Annotated in this window: 2 protein-coding genes; both read right to left on the bottom strand. The window is 31.9% G+C overall.

The features are described 5' to 3' along the window. Window positions 1-340 precede the first annotated feature (340 nt). Complete coding sequence (locus RBATCC27255_RS00085; protein WP_101028203.1) at window positions 341-637, bottom strand: hypothetical protein; 297 nt, start codon at window positions 635-637, stop codon at window positions 341-343. A gap of 12 nt (window positions 638-649) precedes the next feature. Further along, the coding region (locus tag RBATCC27255_RS00080) for an RHS repeat-associated core domain-containing protein (protein ID WP_101028202.1) at window positions 650-1,388 on the bottom strand (739 nt) is incomplete at its 5' end.

The following is a 1,388-nucleotide window of genomic DNA, read 5'->3' as shown; positions in this document are numbered from 1 at the left end:
ACAAAGGCGAAATTTCAAAAATAAACATAAATCTCTCATCTTTAAAATATTGACAACTAATTCCGATACGAAAAAGAAGCACCTCCAGAGTGTCACGACCTCCAAAGTTGAATTTTTTAGATCTAACTTTGGAGGTCACCACACTTTTTCAAAACTCTTTAAATTATTTGAATTGATACTCTTTAAACCTACAAAATCCCTTATGGTAGTTTCTTTAATTCTACCATAAGGGATTTTTTATTGTTTGCTTTTCATTGGGACCCGTGCATTAAATTACAACAGATTAGTATTTGTACAAAAGAATAAATAGTTCACATAAGTTATCAATATACTCTGTTCATCAATAATATATGGTAGGCAAACTTTCATCATAATCACTAATATTTTTTCGCACAATATATGCTTTCTCTTTAGAATCTTTTAAAACAAATTCATTCAACCAATATGTGAACGATTCACTACAAACACCAACCCCTAATTTATTTCCAGAGTCATCCTTCTCCCAAAATTCATGCTCATTCAATTTATTAAATAACCATTTATCACATTGATTTTGATATTTTTTTATATTTATCCCAATACTATCAGGTACACTTACTATATCCACATAATAATCAAAAACTATATTCACCAACATTAAAGTTCCCTCCTAATTAAATAAATACCACACATGTGCCTTGTTTTTTCTGCCATATACATGAAAATGCCAATAATATCCAAGAACACCCTTTTTTCCTTTATCTATTTCAGGACCAACAGGTTTTTTGCCACCATAAGCACTCTTAGCCAAAGCCTTTGCTTCAGATTTTGTAACAGTAAATACACTTTTACCATTTTTTACATAGGATTTCGCTTCTGAGTATGATAATGATTTTCCAATATTAACATAGCCACTTTTTAATGTGGCACTCCAATAGCGTGTTTTAGAGTGTTTTTTTACTTTAGATTTGATTTTACTATCAGCATTAACTATCGTATTGAATTTTTCAACTGCATTAATTGCTTTTTTAATCTTATTTTTAGACCAATTCCATGCAGCGGACGCACCATTCCAAATAGCATTTCCTATAGAAGATAGTCCGTTACCGACTGCGTTACAAAAAGCAGACCAACCTTTTTGGAAATATGAAGAGGAACAAATTGCTACAGTTGCTGCAGATAAAGCTATTAAAGCATAAACTAAATCATCAACTAGGGCTACATACCCATTAGGATCAAGATAATTCACAGGATTATTCTCACAATAAGCGAACATATTTGTGCTTAATGGAGTGCTTGTACCAGTATCGCAATATATATCCGCATTCAAAAATCTGCCTGTAAATGGATCGTAGTAGCGACTTTGGAGATAATAGAGTGAAGTTTCGGTATCATAAACATAGCCACGG

The sequence above is a fragment of the Ruminococcus bromii genome, from assembly GCF_002834225.1.
Taxonomy (GTDB): Bacteria; Bacillota; Clostridia; order Oscillospirales; family Acutalibacteraceae; genus Ruminococcoides; species Ruminococcoides bromii.
Note: the sequence above shows the minus strand (reverse complement) of the source record. Positions and strands in the feature narration are given on the sequence as shown.